The organism is Streptomyces krungchingensis, from assembly GCF_054729265.1.
The window spans coordinates 4,661,990-4,683,807 of the sequence record NZ_JBPUKY010000001.1 but is presented as its reverse complement, the minus strand read 5'-3'; the positions used below and the strand labels follow the sequence as shown (position 1 = coordinate 4,683,807).

Annotated in this window: 16 protein-coding genes; 11 read left to right on the top strand and 5 right to left on the bottom strand. The window is 73.4% G+C overall.

Translation table 11 applies throughout. The features are described from left to right. The first annotated feature begins 31 nt into the window (after positions 1–31). Complete coding sequence (locus ACSYGO_RS20595) at positions 32–1,516, top strand: peptidoglycan recognition protein family protein (RefSeq protein ID WP_432188260.1); 1,485 nt, start codon at positions 32–34, stop codon at positions 1,514–1,516. 191 nt (positions 1,517–1,707) lie between these two features. Further along, positions 1,708–2,790, top strand: coding sequence for a mannose-1-phosphate guanylyltransferase (manB, locus tag ACSYGO_RS20590; protein ID WP_432188261.1), 1,083 nt, complete (start codon positions 1,708–1,710; stop codon positions 2,788–2,790). A 362-nt stretch (positions 2,791–3,152) separates the two neighbouring features. Here the strand turns inward: manB and ACSYGO_RS20585 are convergent, their stop codons facing one another. The 4 genes from ACSYGO_RS20585 to ACSYGO_RS20570 form a co-directional block, all read right to left on the bottom strand. Then, a complete protein-coding gene (locus ACSYGO_RS20585) occupies positions 3,153–4,154 on the bottom strand; it encodes a DNA-3-methyladenine glycosylase family protein (protein WP_460387214.1) in 1,002 nt (333 codons plus the stop codon). A gap of 114 nt (positions 4,155–4,268) precedes the next feature. Then, a complete protein-coding gene (locus ACSYGO_RS20580) occupies positions 4,269–5,636 on the bottom strand; it encodes a coenzyme F420-0:L-glutamate ligase (RefSeq protein WP_426677827.1) in 1,368 nt (455 codons plus the stop codon). Next, the gene (gene cofD, locus ACSYGO_RS20575; RefSeq protein ID WP_426677828.1) at positions 5,633–6,613 is read right to left on the bottom strand and encodes a 2-phospho-L-lactate transferase; all 981 of its coding nucleotides are present in this window, start codon (positions 6,611–6,613) and stop codon (positions 5,633–5,635) included. Before cofD ends, ACSYGO_RS20580 begins: the two co-directional genes overlap by 4 nt. A 66-nt stretch (positions 6,614–6,679) precedes the next feature. Then, positions 6,680–7,204: a cysteine dioxygenase gene (locus ACSYGO_RS20570; protein WP_432174272.1), complete on the bottom strand. Its 525-nt coding sequence runs from the start codon at positions 7,202–7,204 to the stop codon at positions 6,680–6,682. Positions 7,205–7,909: 705 nt separating this feature from the next. On the opposite strand from ACSYGO_RS20570, the gene ACSYGO_RS20565 reads away from it, so the two are divergent. The 3 genes from ACSYGO_RS20565 (at position 7,910) to ACSYGO_RS20555 (ending at position 13,584) form a co-directional block, all read left to right on the top strand. Further along, positions 7,910–8,173: a WhiB family transcriptional regulator gene (locus tag ACSYGO_RS20565; RefSeq protein WP_003975777.1), complete on the top strand. Its 264-nt coding sequence runs from the start codon at positions 7,910–7,912 to the stop codon at positions 8,171–8,173. Between the two features lie 243 nt (positions 8,174–8,416). Further along, a complete protein-coding gene (locus ACSYGO_RS20560; protein WP_432174273.1) occupies positions 8,417–12,088 on the top strand; it encodes a glycosyltransferase in 3,672 nt (1,223 codons plus the stop codon). Then, a complete protein-coding gene (locus ACSYGO_RS20555; RefSeq protein WP_426677831.1) occupies positions 12,085–13,584 on the top strand; it encodes a DUF5719 family protein in 1,500 nt (499 codons plus the stop codon). Before ACSYGO_RS20560 ends, ACSYGO_RS20555 begins: the two co-directional genes overlap by 4 nt. 258 nt (positions 13,585–13,842) lie before the next feature. Here the strand turns inward: ACSYGO_RS20555 and ACSYGO_RS20550 are convergent, their stop codons facing one another. Next, positions 13,843–14,292, bottom strand: coding sequence for a metallopeptidase family protein (locus tag ACSYGO_RS20550; protein ID WP_345658329.1), 450 nt, complete (start codon positions 14,290–14,292; stop codon positions 13,843–13,845). Between the two features lie 314 nt (positions 14,293–14,606). On the opposite strand from ACSYGO_RS20550, the gene ACSYGO_RS20545 reads away from it, so the two are divergent. From ACSYGO_RS20545 to manA, 6 genes are all read left to right on the top strand, one after another. Next, the gene (locus ACSYGO_RS20545; RefSeq protein ID WP_078629323.1) at positions 14,607–15,035 is read left to right on the top strand and encodes a DUF3499 domain-containing protein; all 429 of its coding nucleotides are present in this window, start codon (positions 14,607–14,609) and stop codon (positions 15,033–15,035) included. Between the two features lie 132 nt (positions 15,036–15,167). Next, positions 15,168–16,784: an L-lactate permease gene (locus ACSYGO_RS20540; RefSeq protein ID WP_426677832.1), complete on the top strand. Its 1,617-nt coding sequence runs from the start codon at positions 15,168–15,170 to the stop codon at positions 16,782–16,784. A 276-nt stretch (positions 16,785–17,060) separates the two neighbouring features. Further along, entirely contained in the window at positions 17,061–18,422 is a 1,362-nt protein-coding gene (locus ACSYGO_RS20535) for a phosphomannomutase/phosphoglucomutase (protein WP_426677833.1), read from the top strand. Between the two features lie 491 nt (positions 18,423–18,913). Next, positions 18,914–19,084, top strand: a complete 171-nt coding sequence (locus tag ACSYGO_RS20530) for a Trm112 family protein (protein WP_095934758.1) — start codon at positions 18,914–18,916, stop codon at positions 19,082–19,084. Positions 19,085–19,310: 226 nt separating this feature from the next. Continuing rightward, positions 19,311–20,438 carry an SIS domain-containing protein gene (locus ACSYGO_RS20525; RefSeq protein ID WP_426677834.1) on the top strand — a complete coding sequence of 376 codons (1,128 nt, stop codon included), beginning with the start codon at positions 19,311–19,313 and terminating at the stop codon, positions 20,436–20,438. A 185-nt stretch (positions 20,439–20,623) separates the two neighbouring features. Continuing rightward, entirely contained in the window at positions 20,624–21,775 is a 1,152-nt protein-coding gene (gene manA, locus ACSYGO_RS20520) for a mannose-6-phosphate isomerase, class I (protein ID WP_432188268.1), read from the top strand. Positions 21,776–21,818: the final 43 nt, after the last annotated feature.

The following is a 21,818-nucleotide window of genomic DNA, read 5'->3' as shown; positions in this document are numbered from 1 at the left end:
GATATATATGACTTTGTCCAGGATCAAGGGCATGCGTGGATTCCTTGCTTCCTCGGTCGGCGTCACATGCGCGGCCGCACTCGCCCTTCCGCTCGCCCTGCCCACCCCGGCACAGGCCGCGCCGTCGGCGGGGACGTCCGAGGCCGCCGTCCCCGGCAGCACCCGGTCCTTCCCGCTCGTGCCGCTCACCGGCACCCGCTCCGCCGCTCACGCGCAGGGGCTCACCCGTCGCAACGTACGCCCGTTCTCGCTGGTCGGCGTCATCTGGGACGACCCGAGCAGTGAGCTGCACGGCCGTGTCCAGGTGCGCACCCGGGCCACCGGCACCGGTCACTGGTCCGGCTGGCAGGACGTCGAGACGCACAACACGCACGGCGCCGATCCGGACACCGCCGAGGGTGAGTCGGTGCGGCTGCACGGCTCCACGGCGCCGCTGTGGGTGGGTGACTCGGACGGCGTCGAGGTGCGCGTCGAGGCCCAGACCGACGACCGGACCACGGCCGCCGGGGAGTCCCCGCTTCCCAGGGGCCTGCACCTCGAACTCGTCGACCCCGGCGCGGACCCCGCGGACACGGGCGCGTCCGCGGACGGCGTCCGGGACGGCGTACGCGCGGGAGTGGACGCGCTCGGCGAGCTGGCGGGCGCCGTGTCGCACGCCCTCGGCGCCGGGTCGGCCGGCTCGCCCGACGGCGCCCCGGGCGCGGGGCCACGCGCCGGCGAACCGGCCCCCGACGCTCCCGAGGACGACTCGGTCGCCCGCACCGGCCTGCAGTCGGGGGAGAGCTTCGCGACCTCCGTCGCCAACGCCGACGTCGCGCCGCTGGGCGCCACCGAGATCCCCGCGCTCTCCAAGAGCCGGACCGAACTCGAATACACCGCCGCCCACCCGGACGAGCAGCGCGTGAAGCCGTACATCGGTGCCCGCCCGCACATCGTCACCCGGCGCGGCTGGGGCGCCGACGAGAGCCTGCGCGAGAGCGGCTTCGTCTACACCAAGAAGGTCAAGGCCGCCTTCGTGCACCACACGGCGTCCGGCAACAACTACAGCTGCTCCCAAGCCCCTTCGGTCATCCGCAGTATCTACCGCTACCACGTCAAGAGCAGTGGCTGGCGGGACATCGGCTACAACTTCCTCGTCGACAAGTGCGGAAACATCTACGAGGGCCGGGCCGGGGGCGTGACGAAGGCCGTCATGGGCGCGCACACCCTCGGGTTCAACAGCAACAGCATGGGCATCGCCGTGATCGGCAGTTTCGACAGTTCCAAGCCGCCCGCCGCCGCGGTCACCGGCATCGCGAAGCTGACGGCGTGGAAGCTCGGCCTCTTCGGGGCCAATCCGCGTGGCAAGACATACCTGAAGTCGGGTGGTGGCAATCTCTACCGAAAAGGAAAGAACGTACGGCTGAACGTGATCTCCGGCCATCGTGACGGGTTCGCCACGGACTGCCCCGGCAAGAAGCTCTACGGCAAGCTCGGCTCGGCCAGAAAGGCGGCGGCCCGTTACCAGGGCCGGTAAGCATTCTTGAGGAGCCGCGACCACCCCGGGACGGCCCATCGGGCACCACCGGGCGCGGCAGAGGTCACCTGACGTCGTACCGGGCCATCGAAGGTCACCGCACCGCCATCGAAGGCGCCATCCAACGGTCTGCATACACTGGCCGGCCGAAACACAGTTCGGCCGGTCCCGGCAGGAAGCAGAGACGACAGGTGACAGAAGCGATCCTCCTGGTCGGCGGCAAAGGCACCCGGCTGCGGCCCCTCACGGTGCACACCCCCAAGCCCATGGTTCCGGCGGCCGGGGTCCCCTTCCTCACACACCAGCTGGCGCGGGCGAGAGCGGCCGGTGTCGACCACATCGTCCTGGCCACGTCCTACCTGGCCGAGGTGTTCGAGCCGTACTTCGGCGACGGTTCCGCGCTGGGCCTCCACATCGAATACGTCACGGAGGAGGAGCCGCTCGGCACGGGCGGCGCCATCCGCAACGTCGCCTCGCGCCTCCACTCGGCCCCCGGCGACCCGGTGCTGATCTTCAACGGCGACATCCTCACCGGCCTGGACATCCCCGCCCTGGTGCGCACGCACGAGACGACCGGCGCGGACGTCTCCCTGCACCTGACGCGGGTGACCGACCCGCGGGCATACGGCCTGGTCCCCACGGACGCCACGGGACGCGTCACCGCCTTCCTCGAAAAGCCCCAGACGCCCGAGGAGATCGTCACCGACCAGATCAACGCGGGGGCGTACGTCTTCCGCCGCTCGGTCATCGACACGATCCCGGAGGGCCGGCCCGTCTCCGTGGAACGCGAGACGTTCCCCGAGCTCCTGGCCACCGGCGCCCACCTCCAGGGCATGGTGGACTCCACGTACTGGCTCGACCTGGGCACCCCGCAGGCCTTCGTACGCGGCTCGGCGGACCTCGTCCTCGGCCGCGCCCCCTCCCCGGCCGTCCCCGGCCGCTGCGGCGACCGCCTGGTCCTGCCCACGGCCACGGTCGCCGCCGACGCCAAACTCACCGGCGGGACGGTGGTCGGCGCCGACGCGTACGTCGGCGAGGGGGCCCGGATCACGGGCAGCACGATCCTGTCCGGCGCCGTCGTCGAGCCCGGCGCGATCATCACCGACTCCCTCGTCGGAGCCCGCGCCCGCATCGGCGAACGCACCGTCCTCAGCGAGGCCGTCATCGGCGACGGCGCGGTGGTGGGCCCCGACAACGAACTCCGCCAAGGCGTACGAGTCTGGTGCGACGCCCACATCCCCGCGTCCTCGCTCCGCTTCTCCTCGGACCAGTAACCCCGCTCGCACCCCGGTGGGCCCGAGCCCGACTCGGCCCCACCGGGGACGATCAGCCCTTCCGAGGACATGTCAGCCCCTCCGGCGTTTGAGGAGCGGGGGTCCAGGGGGCAGAGCCCCCCTGGCGGGGCCCGGGGCAGAGCCCCGAAACAAGGGACGGGTAGGGGCGGAGGGGGCGAAAACCGCCCCGAGCCGCAGCCACGGCCCCCGGACTGGAGAGCCCTGCCGGGCCAGAGGGCCCCGCCGGACCAGAGAGCCCCGCACGGATGAGCCCCCACGGATGAGCCCCGCCGGACCAGAGGGCCCCGCACGGATGAGCCCCGCCGGACGAGCGCCCCCACCGGCCGCGAGCCCCGCGCGAACTAGAGCCGCCCGATGTCCCACTTGGGCATCTTCGGCACGCGCCGCCCCGGCACCCGCCCCGACAACAGAATGAACCGAGCCGCCCGATGCCGCTGCCCCGCATACGGTTCGAGCAGCGACAGCATCATGGCGTCGTCCGCATCCCGGTCCCCGGCCAGCGCGTACCCCACGATGCCCGGCAGATGAAGATCCCCCACGGTCACGGAGTCCGCCGCGCCATGACTGCGCTGCACGACCTCCGCGGAGGTCCACGGCCCGATCCCGGACACCAGCTCCAGCCGTTCCTGGGCCCGCACCGGCTCGAAGGACACCGCCTCCTCCAGCCGCGCCGCGACCCGCACGGCCCGCAGGATCGTCGAGGCCCTCTTGTTGTCCACCCCGGCGCGATGCCATTCCCAGGAGGGGATCAACGCCCAGGTCCGCGGCGCGGGCATGACGTACATCCGCTCCGGCGCGGGCCCCGGCGCCGGCTCCCCGTACTTCCGTACGAGCAGCCGCCAGGCCCGGTACGCCTCGTCGGTGGTGACCTTCTGTTCGAGCACGGACGGGATCAGCGACTCCATCACGAGCCCGGTGCGCGTCAGCCGCAGTCCCGGCCGCCGGTGGTGGGTGTGGGCGAGCAGCCGGTGGCGCGGCTCGAACGCGTCGGGGTCGTCGGAGGCGCCGAGCAGGTCGGGGAGCCGGTCGAGCAGCCATTCGGCGCCCGGCCCCCACGCCTCGCCCCGCGCCTCGGTGCCGCGCAGGGAGACCCGGAGCGTCCCCGGCCCGGCGGGTGTGCGGGTGGCCCGCCACACGGAGCCGTCGGGCGTCGTCCGGAACGTCGGATCGGCGGGCCCGCGCCGCAGCGGCCCGAGCACGAGCCCGAGGTCGAGCGGTCCGGGCGGCGTCCAGGTCCGGCTGCGCACGGGCCCGGCGCTCTGCCGGGGCATGCCGTGGGGTACGGCGACGTGTCCGCCGCGCACCGTCGTACGCGTCGGCCGAGGAGTGAATCGTCCAGCCACGGATGAGGTCCTAGTCGGGTCCTGTGCGGGGCCCCGGGGGTCACGGGGACGAGGGGCGCCCTATGAGGGTAGGCGTTGCGCGCGGACGGCACCCGTGGTTCCCCGCGGCGGGCCTCAGCGCACCACGACGAACGCGTCCGCCTCCCGCGCCGGCCGGGCCTTCGGCTCCTGGGCCGCGTGTCCGACGGCCACGGCGCCCATGGGGTCCCAGCCCTCCGGCAGCCCCAGCACCTCCCGTACGACGTCCCGGCAGAACATCGTCGACGACACCCAGGCGGACCCGAGCCGCTCCCCGGCCAGCGCGACCAGGAAGTTCTGCACCCCGGCGCCGGTGGCGACCACGAACATCTCGCGCTCGGCCCCGTCGCGGCGCGCGTCGCCGTACGTGTGGGAGCCGTCCATCACCAGGCACGGCACCACGAGGTACGGCGCGTTGCGCAGGACGTCCCCGCGCCGCACCCGCTTGGCGATGGACTCCTCGCTCTTGCCGTCGCGCCGCAGGTCCGCGATCCACGCGTCGCGCATGGCGTCGAGCAGTCGCGTACGGGACTCCTCGGACTCCAGGAGGACGAACCGCCAGGGGGTGGTGTGGTGCGGTGCCGGCGCGGTCACCGCGGCGGCGACGGCGCGCCGTACGGCACCGGGGTCGACGGGTTCGTCGGTGAAGGCCCGCACGGTGCGCCGCTGGGTCACCGCCTCCCGTACCGCCTCCGAGGTGCCCAGCCGGAACATGTCGTCGTGCGCGCCGCGCACCAGCGCGCGCGTGCCCTCGCCGTCGTCCTCGGCGGTCACGTGCGGCAGCCCGCGCAGGACCGCGACGGGCAGTCCGGCGGCCTTGCCCTTGACCAGGTCGCCGGCCGCGGCGAGTTCGTCGGCGGTGGCGACGACGGTCGCGCTGAGCGGATTGCCGTGGGCGTCCGTGCCGCCGCGCAGGTCGTCCAGCACCTGGATGCCCGCGGCGCCGATGGCGACGTCGGTGACCCCGGTGCGCCAGGGCCGCCCGAAGGTGTCGGTGATCACGACGCCGACCCGGACGCCGAGGGCGTCCCGCAGCCCGTCCCGGACGGCCCGCGCCGACGCGTCGGGGTCCTCGGGCAGCAGCAGTACGGTCCCGGCGGGCGTGTTGGACGCGTCGACGCCGGCGGCGGCCATCACGAGCCCCTGCCGGTTCTCGACGATGCGCAGCGCGCCGCGCCGCGCGACGACGCGGACGGTCTCGGCGTCGATGGCGGCCTCGCGGTCGTCGGCGACGACGATCCGCCCCTCCGCCTTGGAGACGATCTTCGAGGTGACGAGGAGTACGTCCCCGTCGACGAGGCCGGGTTCCGCCGCGGCGACGAGCTTCGCGAGGTCGTCGCCCTGACGCACCTCGGGCAGCCCCTCGAGCGCCCAGACCCGGTAGCCCGCGACACCGCGCGCGGTGGTGCCCGCCGGGCCCTCGCCCGCCGCGGAGGCTTCCTCGGGGGGCAGTTCCGCGGTCATGACGTCCGTACCTCCTCGGCCAGGGCCAGCGCCTCGCGCGCCATCCGCGCCGTCGCGTCGAGGTCGGACATCATCAGCGGCACGGCCCGGCAGCGGATGCCGGCCGACTCCACGCGCTCCACGGCGGAGGCGTCGACGGTGTCGACGAGCCAGCCGTCGAGGAGCCCCGAGCCGTAGTGCTCGGCTACCGCCGCGGCCGTGGACTCGACGCCCACCGCGGCCAGCACCTTGTCGGCCATCCCGCGCACGGGCGCGTCCCCGACGATGGGGGAGAGGCCGACGACGGGGACCCCCGCGTCGGCGATGGCCTCGCGGATTCCGGGCACGGCGAGGATCGTGCCGATCGAGACGACGGGGTTGGACGGCGGGAAGAGGATGACGTCCGCCTCGGCCAGGGCTTCGAGCACCCCGGGCGCCGGCTTGGCCTGCTCCGCGCCGACCGGCACGATCGCCTCGGCCGGCACGGAGGCCCGCAGGCGCACCCAGTACTCCTGGAAGTGGACGACCTTGCGCTCGCCGGGGCCGGTGGGGTCGTCGGCGGGGAGGGTGACGGCGACATGCGTCTCGACGCGGTCGTCGGACATGGGGATGAGGCGGACGCCCGGCTTCCAGCGGTCGCACAGCGCCTCGGTGACGGCGCTGAGCGGATAGCCCGCGCCCAGCATCTGCGTCCGCACGATGTGGGTCGCGAAGTCGCGGTCGCCGAGTCCGAACCAGTCGGGTCCGACGCCGTACGCCGCGAGTTCCTGCTTCAGGTGGAAGGTCTCCTCGGCGCGACCCCAGCCCTGTTCCTCGTTGATGCCGCCGCCGAGCGTGTACATCACCGTGTCGAGGTCCGGGCAGACCTTCAGCCCGAAGAGGTGGATGTCGTCGCCGGTGTTGCCGATGACCGTGATGTCCGCGTCCGGCACGGCCCGCTGGAGACCACGCAGGAACCGGGCACCACCGATACCGCCTGCCAGAACCACAATGCGCATGGGGTTCAGTCTGGCAGGCGGGTACGACAACGCGTCAGGGCGGTGACGAGACCTCGGCCACGGCCGTCACGAGACCTCGGCCACGGTGCAGCGGGCGTTGGGGGTCGCGCCGGCCGCACGCTGCTCGGCCCGGGGGCGCATCGGCATCTCGGTGAGGCCCGGGTAGTAGATGTGCAGGCTCACGGCCGGTTCGAGCGAGTCGTTGACGACCTCGTGGACGTAGCCGGGGGCGAACACCCGCTGCGCGCCGGACTCCAGCGCGCGCGGTCCGCGGTCGGTGCGCTCGGTCAACGAGCCTTCCAGGACGGTCAGTACGCCGGACGAGGGACCGTGGTCGTGCAGTCCGCTGCCCTGCCCGGGCACCCAGGACAGGAGCCACACCTCGTATCCGGGACCGGTCTGCAGCCGGTGGTACCAGCGCGACGTCGCGTCGAACCGGACGAGGTGCTCCCAGCGGGAGCGGTCGGCGGCGATGGAGCGGGCGAGCCCGACGAACTCGGCCACCGTGGCGGGGTGCTCGCGCGGCGGCTGGAGGAGGTGGGGTACTTCGAGGATGTCGCCGGCGATCTGCAGGTCGCTGTCGCTGTTCATGGGTGCGGTGGTTCCTCGGCGGGAGAGTGCTGGGGTGTCGCTGACCGTGTCCGCCCGGTTCGCGGACGGGAGGGATGCCCTGGTGCGGGCGTGCGCCCCGGGAGGGGGCGGAGGATTCGCCTCAGTGGCGGCGAGGCAGCCGGAGCGCGGTAGGACTCAACAGCTGCAACAGCAACAGCTACAGCGAGCGCGGGCAGCACCGTGGGACCCGGCGGTGCGGGTCGAGGTGAGCGCCAAGTTCGCGAGCATGCCCTCAAGGACACCGGTTCACACCTTCACTGTCAACTTGATGTCCAAGATGTGGGAGATGTTTCACCTCATCCGGTTCACCTGGGAGGCGAAAGGTTTGTTCAGTAGCCGCCCGGGACACATGGCGCACAACCGGGCGCACAAACCTCGCTGCGACCCCGTGATCGAAATGTGATCCGGTTCGCTTCGGGGTCCGTGTCGGAACGAGATCGAACTCCTGGTCGTCCTTCCCGGTGAGGGGCGGGACGTCCGGCCTGGACCCCTTGGGCTGTCAGGGTTTATGCCGATTTGAACACTTTCCGCATAGCCTTGGTTCCGCAGAGTGAATAAGGGGCCCAATAGCAGATCTCGGCTTGACTGGCCCGGATCGGCACACTTGTAATTTCACTCGTGTCGTTCAGCCGAAATCGGTAACGACAGCAGCACGGGGACGCGAAAGACAGACGAGGGGCGCACATGACCGAGCTGGTGCAGCAACTGCTGGTCGACGACGCGGACGAGGAACTCGGCTGGCAGGAGCGCGCGCTGTGCGCCCAGACCGACCCCGAGTCCTTCTTCCCCGAGAAGGGCGGCTCCACCCGCGAGGCCAAGAAGGTCTGCCTCGCCTGTGAGGTCCGCTCCGAGTGCCTCGAATACGCACTCGCCAACGACGAGCGGTTCGGCATCTGGGGCGGTCTGTCCGAGCGGGAGCGGCGCCGCCTGAAGAAGGCGGCCGTCTGAGAGTCCCCCGGAGGCCAACCGCCATGAGCGGCCCTCCGGGAGAAGCAGTGCACGCGCGCGTGTGCCCCCGACCAAACGGCACACACTCCTACGTAACGAACGGCCCGTCGCAGGTGGGTTATCCACAGGCGGCGGGCCGCCGTGTTGCCCAGCCGTTAGTGTGGGCCCTCGTCCGAGACGTCCCGCTGTCCCCGCCGGACACAGACGTCCACCGCAGTCCATCGAACCGGGGCCCGTACCTCGATGTCCGTGCACAGCCATTCGGCAGCCCATCAAGACGCCGCTGCCACACCTGAGTTCCCGCGCCACGTGGTGACCGCGGTGGTCGTCTCCCACGACGGCGCCCGCTGGCTGCCCAAGGTGCTCGCCGGGCTGCTCGGCCAGGAGCGCCCCGTGCAGAACGCGGTGGCGGCCGACACCGGCAGCGCGGACGACTCCGCCCAGCTGCTCACCGAAGCGCTCGGCGCGGACCGGGTGCTGCACCTCGCGCGGCGCACCGGTTTCGGCCAGGCCGTGGAGGAGGCCTCGCGCACCGCCCCGGTCCTCACCCCCGAGGACCTGCCCTACCTGAAGCGCCCCAGCGGCTGGGACCCCGTCACGCGCACCTGGCGCGACGACGCCTACGACCTGCCGGACCTGCCGCACGGCGAGCCCGAGCAGTGGCTGTGGCTGCTGCACGACGACAGCGCCCCCGAGCCGGACGCCCTGGCCCGGCTGCTGCGCGTCGTCGAGGACGAGCACGAGCTCGGCAGGGACGTCGCCGTCGTCGGCCCCAAGCTCCGCGGCTGGTACGACCGCCGTCAGCTCCTCGAGGTCGGCGTCACCATCGCCAACTCCGGCCGCCGCTGGACGGGTCTGGACCGCCGCGAGCAGGACCAGGGCCAGCACGACCACGTCCACCCCGTCCTGTCCGTGTCCAGCGCGGGCATGCTGATCCGGCGCGACGTCTTCGAGGAGCTCGGCGGCTTCGACCGCCGACTGCCCCTGATGCGCGACGACGTGGACCTGTGCTGGCGCGCCCAGGCCGCCGGCCACCGCGTCCTCGTCGCCCCGGAAGCGGTCGTACGGCACGCCGAGGCGGCCTCCCGCGAGCGCCGCACCGTCGACTGCGTGGGCCGCACCTCCGCGTCCCCGCACAAGGTCGACAAGGCGGGCGCCGTCTACACCCTCCTGGTCAACGCCCGCACGGCGCAGCTGCCCTGGGTCCTGATCCGGCTGGTCCTCGGCACCCTGCTGCGCACGGTGGCGTATCTCGTCGGCAAGGTCCCCGGACAGGCCGTCGACGAGATCCGCGGCCTGCTGAGCGTCCTGCTGCGCCCGGAGCGGGTCGTCGCGGGCCGCCGCAGGCGTGGCCGGCCACAGGTCGACAAGGACGAGCTGCGGGCGCTGTTCCCGCCGCCCGGCGCGACCGTGCGGGCCACCGTCGAACAGGTCGCGGGCAATCTGGTGGGCCGCTCCGACGCCGAGGCCACGGCCGGCGCCGGCCGGCACGGCAGCGCGGTCGAGTCCGGACCCGGCGGCGACGACGCCGACTTCCTGGAGATCGAGCAGTTCGCCCGCCTCAAGCGCATCGCCCGCAATCCCGGCCCGATGCTCTTCCTGGTGCTGCTGTTCGTCTCGCTGCTGGCCTGCCGTGAACTGCTCGGCGGCGGCGCGCTCTCCGGCGGCGCACTGCTCCCGGCCCCGGCGGACTCCTCGGAGCTGTGGTCGCGCTACCTCGACGGCTGGCATCCGGTGGGCGCCGGCGGCACCCAGTCCGCACCCCCGTACCTCGCCGTCGTCGCCATGCTGGCGTCGCTGATGCTCGGCTCCACGGGCCTCGCGGTCACCGTGCTGCTGGTGGCGTCCGTGCCGCTGGCCGGCTTCGCCGCGTACTTCGCCTCGCGGCCCCTCGTCGAGTCCCGTCTGCTGCGTGCCTGGGCGTCCGTCGCCTACGCCTTCCTGCCCGCCGCCACCGGCGCGCTCGCGGGCGGGCGCATCGGCACCGCCGTCCTCTCGATCCTGCTGCCCCTCATCGCCCGCGCGGGCATCGCCGCGAGCGGACTGGCGCACGCCTCGGGAGCCCGCGGCAGCTGGCGCGCCACCTGGGCGTACGCGCTGCTGCTCACCGTCACCACGGCCTTCACGCCGATCGTGTGGCCCGTCGCGCTGGTCCTCGGTCTCGCGCTCCTCGTGGTGCGCCGCGGCGAGATCACCGCCTACGGACTGCGTTTCCTGGCCCAGCTCGGCACCCCGCTGCTGATCCTCGCCCCCTGGTCGCTGACGCTGCTCCCCTTCGGCTTCTTCGACCAGGCCGGCCTCGAGTACGGCGACAGCGCGGCCTCCGCGCTCGACCTGCTCGGCGCCAGCCCGGGCGGTCCCGGAACCGTCAGCGGGCTGATGCTCTTCGGCATCGTGCTGGCCGCGCTGGGCGCCCTGATGCGCACGGAGCGCCAGGCGGGCATCTGGACGGCCTGGGCCGTGGCCCTGGTGGCCCTCGTCTTCGCCGTCCTGTCGAACGGCTCCACCTGGGCGGGTCCCGCGACCCTGGTCTACGGCCTCGCGCTGCTGGCCGCCGCCGTGCTCGGCGCCGACGGGGCACGCGCGCGCGTGGCCGAGCAGAGCTTCGGCTGGCGCCAGCCGGTCGCCGCGCTCATCGCCTTCGCCTGCGCGGCCGGGCCCCTGCTCGTCGCCGCGGGCTGGATGATCCGGGGCGCCGACGGCCCCCTGGAGCGCCGCGACCCGGTGCAGGTCCCCGCGTTCGTCGCCGAGGAGAGCGGCACCCGGGACCAGGCCCGCACCCTCGTCCTCGACAGCCGGTCCGCCGCCGACGTCGGCTACATGCTCGTCCGCGGCTCCGGTGCCCGCCTCGGCGACGCCGAACTCGCGGAGGCCGGCGGCGACAACAAGAGGCTCGACAAGGTCGTCGCGAACCTCGTGGCGGGCTCCGGCGCCGACCAGGCCGACGAGCTCGGCGGTTTCGCCGTGCGCTATGTCCTCGTCCGGAAGGGCGCGCCCCGCGAGGTGAGCCGCGTCCTGGACGCCACCCCCGGCCTGACCCGGCTCAGCCAGCAGGACGGCAGCGCCCTGTGGCGGGTGGACCAGCAGGTCTCGCGCGCGGCGATCGTCCCCGAGTCCGGCGACTCGCTGTCCATCGCCGCCGGACCCGTCGAGGTGCACACCACGATCCCCGCCGGTCCCGACGGCCGCGTGCTGCGTCTCGCCGACTCGGCCGACGAGGGCTGGGTGGCGACCCTGGACGGCAGGCCGCTCACCCGCACCACGGTCGACGGCTGGGCCCAGGGCTTCCAACTGCCCACGAACGGCGGCCGGTTGGACATCACCTTCGACGCCCCGATCGGGCACACCGGCTGGCTGTGGGCGCAGGGCGCGCTCGCCGTCGTCCTCGTGGTGCTCGCCCTGCCGGGCCGGCGCCGCGACGTCGACGACGACCTTCCCGAGGAGCAGCCGGACCCGGCCCAGGACACCACGGGCGACGGCCGCCGCGCCCGGCGGCTGCGCGCCCAGGCCGAGGCCGAGCAGGCCGCCCAGGACTCCGACGCACCCGCACCCCCGGACGAGGAGGCCCCGGCCGCCCCCGCCGCCGTCCCGCAGCAGCACGCGTACGGCGAATGGGACACACCGAGCTACGCGGGCGCCGAGAACTACGGCACCTACGGCGGCGAGCAGTACGAAGGCGGACAGCAGTACACGGCAGGCGGCTACGACCAGACGTACCAGGCCGACCCCTATCAGGGCGGCCAGTACGACCCGTACGCCTACGGGGGCACGGCGTCGTACGACCAGACGTACACCCAGGGCTACGACGCGGCGGGCCAGGGCTACGACCCGGCCTACGACCCGGCGCAGCCCCCGATGCCCCCGCAGCCGCCGCACGGCACCGACAGTGAGCGCCCCGACGGGAGCCAGCAGTGAACCGCACCACCCTCTCCCTGATCGCGGGCGCCGGCGCGCTCGCCGCCGTCACCGGATTCGCCGCTCTCAGCGCTCCGGGCGCGGCCGGCGAGGACACCGCCAAGGCGGCCGCACGACTGCCCGTGCAGCGCACCAGCCTGCTCTGCCCGCAGCCGAGCACCTCGGACATCGCGGACACGGCGTACACGTCGTTCACGCCGGTCTCGAAGGGCACGAGTGCCGGCGGAAAGGCCGAACTCCAGGTCGCGAGCGAGCAGTCGGCGGACGCGAGCGGCGGCAAGAAGGACGGCAAGAAGGCCGCCGAGCCCGTCGTGCAGCCCAAGGATCCCGGCAAGCCGTCCACCGGCGACAGCTCGGGTGCCGACGCGCCCGCCCTGGTCGGCACGGCCGAGGGCAGGTTCGCGCCGGGCTGGACCGTCCAGGAGACCACGGAGGTCGCCGCGGGGACCGGCCGCGGCCTGCTCGGCACCAACTGCACGGCCCCGGACACCGAGTTCTGGTTCCCGGGCGCCAGCACCGCCGAGGACCGCTCCGACTACGTGCACCTGACCAACCCGGACGACTCCGCCGCGGTCGTCGACATCGAGCTGTACGGCAAGGACGGCACCCTCAAGTCCACGGTGGGCGACGGCATCACGGTCCAGCCGCACTCCAGCGAGCCGATCCTGCTGAACACGCTGACCGACGCCCCGCAGACCAACCTCACCGTGCACGTGAAGGTCCGCAGCGGCCGTGTCGGGGCCGCCGTGCAGGCCCTGGACGACAAGCTCGGCGGCGACTGGCTGGCGGCGTCCACCGACCCCGCGGGCAGCCTGGTCATGCCGGGCATCCCGAAGGACGCCACGTCGGTGCGGCTCGTCGCCTTCGTGCCGGGCGACACCGACGCCGACCTGAAGGTGCGCCTCGCCTCCCCCTCGGGCGCGATCACCCCCGCGGGCAACGAGACGGTGCATGTGAAGTCCGGCATGACCGCGGCGGTCGACCTCGGCGACGTCACCCGCGGCGAGGCGGGCTCGCTGGTGCTCACGCCCACCGGCCGGCCGGTGCCGGTCGTGGCCGCCCTGCGGGTCGTGCGCGGCAAGGGCGACCAGCAGGAGACCGCGTTCATCCCCGCCACCGGTCCGGTCTCCGAGCGCGCGAGCGTCGCCGACAACAGCGCCAAGGGCACCACGCTCGCCCTGGCGGCCCCGGGCGGTCAGGCCCAGGTCAAGGTCACCGCGTCCGCGGGCAGTGAGGGCGGCACGACCGTGTCCAAGACGTTCACGATCAAGGGCGGCACGACACAGAACGTGGCGGCGCCGGTCCCGAGCGGCCTCAAGGGCACGTACGCCCTCACGGTCGAGCGGATCTCCGGAGGTCCCGTCTACGCCTCCCGGATGCTCGCCTCCACCCAGGACGGCGTCCCCGGCTTCACGGTCCAGACCCTCCCGGACGACCGCGGGACGGTGTCCGTGCCGGAGGCGGAGCAGGACCTCTCCGCGCTGCTGAAGCAGTGACCGGCCGGGTCCCTCCGGGGACTCGACCGGTACGCCGGTCCTGCCGGATTCCCGGGAATCGGGCGGGGCTGCCCTGCCCGCCAGGACATGGGGATCGGGCGGCGGCGTCCTGCTCGCCGGGGGCCCGGGGAACAGCAGACGGTGTCCGGCCCACCAGGGCATGAGGATCAGGGGGCGGCGTCCTGCCCACCGGGTCATGGCGATCGGACGGCGGCGTCCTGCCCGCCGGGTCCCCCTCGTGGATCCGGCGGGGAGTGATCAGTCCTCGCCGTACCGCGGGTCCACCGTCTCCGGTGTCAGCCCCAGCAGCTCGGCGACCTGTTCCACGACGACCTCGTGCACCAGGGCGGCGCGCTCGTCGCGCCCCTTGGTGCGGATCTCGACCGGACGGCGGTAGACGACCACGCGCGCGGGGCGGCCCTCACGCGCCGGGATCGTGCCGCCCAGCGGCACCGCCTCGTCGCTCCAGGCCTCGCCCGGCGCCTCCAGCCGGGGCACCTCCAGGACCAGGAAATCGATGTCGGCGAGCTGCGGCCACCGCCGCTCCAGCCGCTCCACGGAGTCCTGCACCAGATCCGCGAACACCTCGGCACGGCTCGCCGCGAGTGGCACCTGCGGTGGCGCCACCGGGCCGCGCATGCCCCTGCCGTGGCGATCACGACGGCGGGGCCCGGGTGCTGCGGCGCGGGGCGATACGGGGTTGTCCATCACTGACGAAGAGTAATCCCCGCGCGGCCCGTGCGCCCGGCCCCCACGCGGCTGCCCGCCGTTCGGCACCAGGTCCGGCGGCACCAGGTCCGGCGCTCGTTCCGGATGTCGCTCGATGACCATTCCAGCCAAGCTTGGGCTCGATTCCTTATCCTTCCCGGACCGTCACTCACATGGCAATTGACGTGGTTTGCTTCAAGTGGTGACCGGTTTCAGGTCTGTTCGGCCTCTCGGTGCACGCTGTCCGCCCAGGTCAGGATCGGGTGCCGGAACGGTCGTGTGGGCGGTGTCACAGCACGACACGGTGGGGTGACCTGGGGGAGAGTCGTCGCGGCCCGCTCAAGAGTGCGGTACCGTCCAACGTCGTGAGCCTTGTACGTCGCTGTTCGCGCACCGCTTGCGGCCGTCCCGCCGTAGCGACGCTGACGTACGTCTACGCCGACTCGACCGCGGTCCTCGGCCCGCTCGCCACCTACGCCGAGCCCCACTGCTACGACCTGTGCGCCGAGCACTCCGAGCGCCTCACCGCACCGCGCGGCTGGGAGGTCGTCCGACTGGCCGACGCCTCCGGTCCCGCCCGCCCGAGCGGGGACGACCTGGAAGCGCTCGCCAACGCCGTGCGCGAGGCGGCCCGACCGCAGCAGCGTGCCGCGGAGGCCGGCGGCGGCAGTGCCCGCTCCGCGGACCCGATGGAGGTCGCTCGCCGCGGCCACCTGCGGATCCTGCGCTCGCCCGACAACTGAGCGGCCCGCACCCTCCCGCACACCGATCACTTTGAGCCGTGCACGCCCATTGACGTGAAGTTGTCGCGGACACGACCATTCCGTTTGCCGTGAGAAATCGCTTTCCGCATCACGGAACTCGGGGAGGTGCCCGTGTACGTCCAGCAACTGGAGCCCGTCGCCGACTCGCTCGGCCTGTCCGCCCTCGTAGCCGCTCTGCCCCTCGTCATCGTGCTCGTCCTGCTCGGCGGTGTCCGCACCAAGGCGCACTGGGCCGGCCTCATCGGCCTCCTGGCGGCCTTCCTCGTCGCCTGGCTCGCCTACGGCATGCCCGTCGGCCAGACGCTCTCCAGCGCCGCCCAGGGCGCCGTCTTCGGCCTCTTCCCCATCCTGTGGATCGTCGTCAACGCCCTTTGGGTGTACCGGATGACCGTCCGCACCCGGCACTTCGACATCCTGCGCCGCTCCTTCGGGCGGCTCTCCGACGACCCGCGCATCCAGGCCCTCGTCGTCGCCTTCTGCTTCGGAGCACTCCTCGAAGCGCTCGCGGGCTTCGGCGCCCCCGTCGCGATCTGCTCGGTGATGCTGGTCGCGCTCGGCTTCGACCCGGTGCGCGCGGCGGTCGTCTCGCTCGTCGCCAACACCGCCCCCGTCGCCTTCGGCGCGATGGCGACCCCGGTCGTCACGCTCGCCCAGGTCACCGGTCTGCCGCTGGACTCCGTCGCCTCCGTGGTGGGCCGTCAGACCCCGCTGCTGGCCCTGGTCGTGCCGCTCGTGCTCGTCGGCCTGGTCGACGGACGCCGGGGGCTCCGGGAGACCTGGGTGCCCGCCCTGGCGTGCGGAGTCGCCTTCGCCGTCGCGCAGTTCGCCGCCTCCAACTACCTCTCCGCGCAACTCGCCGACATCGGCGCCTCCTTGGCGGGTGCGGCGGCCCTGGTCGCGGTGCCGCAGGCGCGCAGGCCCGCGGCCGAGCCCGTACGGGCCGCGGTGCTGACCGGCGTACGCAGCGCCGACCTCGACGAGCGCGACCCGCGCCCCGAAGTGGTGCGCGCCTACGCGCCGTACGCGCTGATCGTGGCCATCTTCTCCGTCGCGCAGATCCCTGCCGTCAAGGACTGGCTGGCGGGGGCGACCCAGATGTACGACTGGCCCTTCCTGAACGTCGTCGACCCGGAGGGCAATCCGGTCGGCGGGAACGTCTTCACCTGGCCGATCGTGTCGACCGGCGGCACGCTGGTGCTCCTCGCCGGACTGTGCACGGCCGTCGTCCTGCGGGTCCACGCGCGCGTGGCGGTCAGAGAATGGGCGGCCACGGTCCACGAGTTGAGGTTCGCGATCCTCACCGTGACGTCCGTCCTCGCCCTCGCCTACGTCATGAACCTCTCCGGACAGGCCGCCACCATCGGGCACTTCGTCGCCGCGGCCGGTGCAGGCCTCGCCTTCCTGTCACCCGTTCTGGGGTGGTTCGGTGTGGCCGTGTCCGGCTCGGACACCTCGGCGAACGCCCTGTTCGGCGCCCTTCAGGTGAGCGCGGCCAGGGAGTCCGGCCTGTCGCCCGAACTGCTCGCGGCCGCCAACAGTTCGGGTGGCGTGCTCGGCAAGATGATCTCGCCGCAGAACCTGACCATCGCGTGCGCGGCGGTCGGTCTCGCGGGCCGCGAGGGCGACCTGCTGCGCAAGGTGCTGCCGTGGAGCGTGGGGCTGCTGCTGGTGATGTGCCTCATCGTGGTCGGGCAGAGCTCACCGGTCCTGGAGTGGATGCTCCCCTGAGCCCGGCCGGACGGCGTCCCGGCCCGGGGCCGGGACGCCTCCCCTCGTGCACCGTCCAGCCGCCCGTCCCGGGACGCGCCCGGCGAACCGGCTCCGGTCGCGGGACGTCACCCGGGGAGCGTCGGGAACAGGCCTCTTGGAACGAGCGGGTTTCCCCCGGGTGACGGGCACAGGTCCGCAGGTCACCGATGCGCGTCCGGTTACCGACCGCACAGCGGACGGCCGGTCCGGACGGGTAGTTTGGGGCGACCGAAGTGGACTTCTGGAGGGTTGGCCGTGACTGCTGATCTGTCGCAGCTCGTGAAGGCGTACGACGTACGCGGGGTGGTCCCGGACCAGTGGGACGAGCCGCTGGCCGAGCTGTTCGGAGCCGCCTTCGTCCAGGTGACCGGAGCGGACGCGGTCGTCATCGGGCACGACATGCGGCCCTCGTCGCCCGGTCTGTCGGGTGCCTTCGCGCGCGGTGCCGCGTCGTGCGGCGCCGACGTGACCGAGATCGGCCTGTGCTCGACCGACCAGCTCTACTACGCCTCGGGCGCGTTCGGCCTGCCGGGCGCCATGTTCACCGCCTCCCACAACCCCGCCCAGTACAACGGCATCAAGATGTGCCGCGCGGGCGCCGCGCCGGTCGGCCAGGACACCGGCTTGGCCGAGATCCGCCAACTCGTCGAGTCCTGGCTCGACTCGGGCGCCCCCGCCCGGGACGCGACCCCGGGCACGATCACGCGGCGCGACACGCTGGAGGACTACGCGGCGTATCTGCGGTCCCTCGTCGACCTGACCTCCATCCGGCCCCTGAAGGTCGTCGTCGACGCGGGCAACGGCATGGGCGGACACACCGTCCCGACCGTCTTCGCCGGCCTGCCCCTGGACGTCGTCCCCATGTACTTCGAGCTGGACGGCACGTTCCCCAACCACGAGGCGAACCCGCTCGACCCGGCGAACATCGTGGACCTCCAGGCACGTGTCCGGGCGGAGGGCGCCGACCTCGGCATCGCCTTCGACGGCGACGCGGACCGCTGCTTCGTGGTGGACGAGCACGGCGACCCGGTGTCCCCGTCCGCCATCACCGCCCTGGTCGCCTCCCGCGAACTCGCCAAGCACGGCGGCGGCACGGTGATCCACAACCTCATCACGTCCTGGTCGGTGCCGGAGGTCGTGCGCGAGCAGGGCGGCACCCCCGTCCGCACCCGCGTCGGGCACTCCTTCATCAAGGCCGAGATGGCCCGCAGCGGCGCGATCTTCGGCGGCGAGCACTCCGCGCACTACTACTTCCGCGACTTCTGGAACGCCGACACGGGCATGCTCGCCGCCCTGCACGTCCTCGCCGCGCTCGGCGGCCAGGACGGCCCGCTCTCCCGGCTCGTCGCGGAATACGACCGGTACGTCGGCTCCGGAGAGATCAACTCCACGGTCGAGGACCAGGCCGCCCGCCTCGCCGCCGTCAAGGCCGCCTACGCGGGCGGCGAGGGCGTCCGGCTGGACGAACTCGACGGCCTGACCGTCAGCGCCGGCGACTGGTGGTTCAACGTCCGCCCCTCCAACACCGAGCCGCTGCTGCGCCTGAACGCGGAGGCGCGCGACGAGGCGACGATGACGAAGGTGCGCGACGAGGTCCTGGGGATCATCAGGGGCTGACCCGTTCGGCCCGCCGGCCGGTCGGCCAGCCGGCGCGTCGCATCGCGTCGGTCCGTCGGTCCCGGCCCGTCGTGCCGGTCCGTCGGTCCCGGGCCGTCGTGTCGTCCCGCCGGCCCGGCCCTCCGTGTCGGCCCGGTGGCTCGCCCGCACCTCGCTGGGGAGCCGGGCGGGGCCGCAGGGCCGGGCGGGGCCGGGGAGCAGGTGGGCTGGGCCAGGGGACCAGGAGCCGGAGACGAGGCGCCCCCTGCGGTGCACCCCGGGAAGCGGCCCCACCTCGTACTCCGAGAGGCGGCACCACCCCGTACTCCGCGAGGCGGCCCCGCCCGACACACCGCGACGCGCCCCGCCCGCACCCCGCGAGGCCGCCCCCCGCCCCGCGAACCGCGAGCACCGCCCGGGACACCCCGGCGAGCCTGTGCCGCGCCCCGGCGCACGGCTCCGCGCAGCGGTACTCTGACCAGGCCGCATCCACCTGTTCGGAAGGACACCCCATGCCGCTCGAAGCCGGCCTCCTGGAGATCCTCGCCTGCCCGGCCTGCCACGCCCCGCTCAAGGAGCAGGAGAGCGAGCTGGTCTGCACGGGCGCGGACTGCGGCCTGGCCTACCCCGTCCGGGACGGCATCCCCGTACTCCTCGTCGACGAGGCCCGCCGCCCCGCGTGAGTGAAGCGGCCGCCTGGCACGAGCACGGCCGCCTCGCAGGAGCCCAGGGGCACGGCGTCCGCGCCCCCGGTGCCACCCGCGAGGCACGCGCAGGCGACAACCCGGCGCGGTCCGGGTAGAAGACACCTGACGGGTACGGGCGCGCGACCCACACCGCGCCCGTGAAAGCGACCATCCGGCGACACCCGCGCAAGCGACCCCCCGGTGATCGGAGGCTGCCGACCCCATGCTCGACGAATCGCTGCTCGACGACCCCGAAGCGCTCGCCCGCGCCGACCGGCGCTCGCTGCTGCGCGGCGCCGCCGAGGCCGGTGCCCGGGTGCGCACCGCCGTCCGGCACGCCGCGGAGGCCGGGATCCCCGATCTCAAACCGGACGGCCGCCCGCGCGCCGTCCTGATCGCCGGTCCGGGCCTGGCCGCCACCGGCGTCGCCGAACTGCTCGGCACACTCGGCGGCCCGAGCTGCCCCGTCACCCGGCTGACCCCGAGCGGCGTCGCCCCCGCCGCGGGCGCGCTGCGCTGGGAACTGCCCGGCTGGGCGGGCCCGGTCGACCTCCTGCTCGTCGCCACACCCGACGGCACCGAACCAGGTCTCGAACTCCTGATCGACCAGGCGTACCGGCGCGGCTGCACCGTGGCCGCCGTGGCGCCCGCCGGCTCCCCGCTGACCGAGGCGGTCGCGGGCGCGCACGGCCTCTTCGTCCCGATGGCCTCCGCCCCGTACGAACAGGACGAGCCCCTCGCGGCCTCCGCCCCCGGAGTCCTGTGGGCGCTGCTCACCCCGCTGCTCTCCCTCCTCGACCGCACCGGTCTCGTCTCCGCCCCGCCGGAGTCCCTGCAGAAGGTCGCCGACCGCCTCGACCACGTGGCCGAGCGCTGCGGACCGGCCATCGCCGCGTACAGCAATCCCGCGAAGACCCTCGCCGCCGAGCTGGCCGAGGCCCTCCCGGTGATCTGGACCGAGGGCGCCTCCGCGGGCCCGGCCGGACGCCGCTTCACCGCCGCCCTCGCCGAGCTGGCCGGCCGCCCCGCGCTCACCGCCGAGCTCCCGGAGGCGCTCGCCTCGCACAGCGTGCTGCTCGCGGGAGCCCTGGCCGCCGGCGCCGACCCGGACGACTTCTTCCGCGACCGCGTCGAGGAGGCCCAGGCCCTGCACGCGCGCGTGGTGCTGCTCCGGGACCGCCCGATCGGCGGGATCAGCGCGGCGCCCGCCGCCCGCGAGCTCGCCCTCAGCCACGACACCGCGATCAGCGAACTGGAACCCGAGGAGGGCGACGAACTGGAGACCCTCGCCGAACTGATCGCCGTCACCGATTTCGCCGCCGTTTACCTGGCGCTCGCTTCGGGGGCATGATCTTGTCTCCGGCGCCCTGATCCTCGTACGCGGAGAGACCTTCGTACGCTGAGACCGGCACCGGCACTGTCCACGCGGAGCCGTGCCGTGCCCCTCCGTGCCTCCCGGTACGCGGAGACGGGCGTCGTCCCCCGTGCGCGGAGGCAGGATCCGCGTCGTACCCGGAAGGAACCGCGGAGACTCGTATGGACCGCCTCGACAACACCATCCGCCCCTACGCCTGGGGTTCGACGACCGCCATCGCGCGGCTGCTCGGTGTGGAGCCGACCGGTGAACCGCAGGCGGAGATGTGGATGGGCGCCCACCCCGGTGCTCCCTCGCGCACCGGGCGCGGCCCGCTCAACGAGGTCGTCGGCGAGGACCCCGAGCGGGAACTCGGCCGTGCCGCGGTCGCCAGGTTCGGCCCCCGTCTGCCGTTCCTGCTGAAGATCCTCGCCGCCGGCGCCCCCCTCTCCCTCCAGGTGCACCCCGACCTGGAGCAGGCCAGGGAGGGCTTCGAGGACGAGGAGCGCCGCGGCGTCCCGATCGACGCACCGCACCGCAACTACAAGGACGCCAACCACAAGCCCGAACTGATCTGCGCCCTCACCGAGTTCGACGGCCTGTGCGGCTTCCGGGCCCCGGCCGAGGCCGCCGACCTGCTCGCGGGACTCGACGTCGACTCCCTCAAGCCGTACGTCGACCTGCTGCACGCGCACCCGGAGGACGCCGCGCTGCGCGAGGTCCTGACGGCGGTGCTGAGCGCCGACCCCGACGAGATGGCCCACACCGTCACCGAGACGGCCGCCGCCTGCGACCGCCTCGGCGGCGCCTACGCCCCGTACGCCGACCTCGCCCACCACTACCCGGGCGACCCAGGCGTCATCGCCGCCATGCTGCTCAACTACGTGCAACTGCAGCCGGGTGAGGCCCTGTTCCTCGGCGCGGGCGTCCCGCACGCCTACCTGAACGGCCTCGGCGTCGAGATCATGGCCAACTCCGACAACGTCCTGCGCTGCGGCCTCACCCCCAAGCACGTCGACGTCCCCGAACTCCTGCGCATCGTCCGCTTCGAGGCGACCGACCCGGGCGTCCTGCGCCCGGAGGCGTCCCCGGACGGCGAGGAGGTCTACGCGACCCCCATCGACGAGTTCCGGCTCTCCCGGTACGTCCTGGCGGAGGGCGCCGTCCCGCACGACCTCACCCGCGAGACCCCGCAGATCCTCCTCTGCACGGCGGGCACCGCACTCGCGGGCCACATCGCGCTGGCCCCCGGACAGTCGGTCTTCGTCCCGGCCGGCGAAAAGGCCGAAGTGTCCGGGAACGGCACGATCTTCCGCGCGACAGTGGTGGCCTGACAGGGCATCCTCGGTGTCCTGGGCCCCTCGTCACGGTGGCCAG

Excerpts from the sequence above, each read along its gene's own strand:
- ACSYGO_RS20595 (WP_432188260.1), top strand. The coding sequence starts at position 32 with ATGCGTGGATTCCTTGCTTCCTCGGTCGGCGTCACATGCGCGGCCGCA.
- ACSYGO_RS20560 (WP_432174273.1), top strand. The coding sequence starts at position 8,417 with ATGTCCGTGCACAGCCATTCGGCAGCCCATCAAGACGCCGCTGCCACA.
- ACSYGO_RS20550 (WP_345658329.1), bottom strand. The coding sequence starts at position 14,292 with ATGGACAACCCCGTATCGCCCCGCGCCGCAGCACCCGGGCCCCGCCGT.
- cofD (WP_426677828.1), bottom strand. The coding sequence starts at position 6,613 with ATGCGCATTGTGGTTCTGGCAGGCGGTATCGGTGGTGCCCGGTTCCTG.
- ACSYGO_RS20530 (WP_095934758.1), top strand. The coding sequence starts at position 18,914 with ATGCCGCTCGAAGCCGGCCTCCTGGAGATCCTCGCCTGCCCGGCCTGC.
- ACSYGO_RS20570 (WP_432174272.1), bottom strand. The coding sequence starts at position 7,204 with ATGAACAGCGACAGCGACCTGCAGATCGCCGGCGACATCCTCGAAGTA.
- ACSYGO_RS20565 (WP_003975777.1), top strand. The coding sequence starts at position 7,910 with ATGACCGAGCTGGTGCAGCAACTGCTGGTCGACGACGCGGACGAGGAA.
- ACSYGO_RS20525 (WP_426677834.1), top strand. The coding sequence starts at position 19,311 with ATGCTCGACGAATCGCTGCTCGACGACCCCGAAGCGCTCGCCCGCGCC.
- ACSYGO_RS20580 (WP_426677827.1), bottom strand. The coding sequence starts at position 5,636 with ATGACCGCGGAACTGCCCCCCGAGGAAGCCTCCGCGGCGGGCGAGGGC.
- manA (WP_432188268.1), top strand. The coding sequence starts at position 20,624 with ATGGACCGCCTCGACAACACCATCCGCCCCTACGCCTGGGGTTCGACG.